Below are 300 nucleotides of genomic sequence, written 5' to 3'. Positions count from 1 at the left end.
CCATCGACGGCTACGATCCGGTGTACGGCGCCCGTCCGCTGAAGCGCCTCATCCAGCGCTAGTTGGTCGACCGCATCGCCGAGAAGGTCATCTCCGGCGAGCTGCGCGACCGCAGCCACGTGCTGATCGACCTGGACGCCGAGGGCAACTACTGCTGTCGCGTGGAAGGCCCCATGGAATTGGACGGCCTGAACCTGGACGACCCCAGCTTCCTCACGGCCGGTGCCGACCCTAAGGAAACGTTGCAGGATCTGGATACTCTGAGCAACGGCGACCTCGGCGAGGATCCCATCGCCTAGT

2 protein-coding genes are annotated in these 300 nt (G+C 64.7%); both read left to right on the top strand.

The window, feature by feature from the left end:
- Window positions 1-2: 2 nt before the first annotated feature.
- Entirely contained in the window at window positions 3-62 is a 60-nt protein-coding gene (locus tag NE591_RS14450; RefSeq protein WP_256157009.1) for a hypothetical protein, read from the top strand.
- Complete coding sequence (locus NE591_RS14445) at window positions 63-299, top strand: hypothetical protein (protein WP_256157008.1); 237 nt, start codon at window positions 63-65, stop codon at window positions 297-299.
- Window position 300: the final 1 nt, after the last annotated feature.

Origin of the sequence: Adlercreutzia sp. DFI.6.23, from assembly GCF_024462535.1 — a bacterium.
GTDB lineage: Bacteria > Actinomycetota > Coriobacteriia > Coriobacteriales > Eggerthellaceae > Adlercreutzia > Adlercreutzia rubneri.
This window is presented reverse-complemented; position numbering and strand designations above follow the sequence as displayed.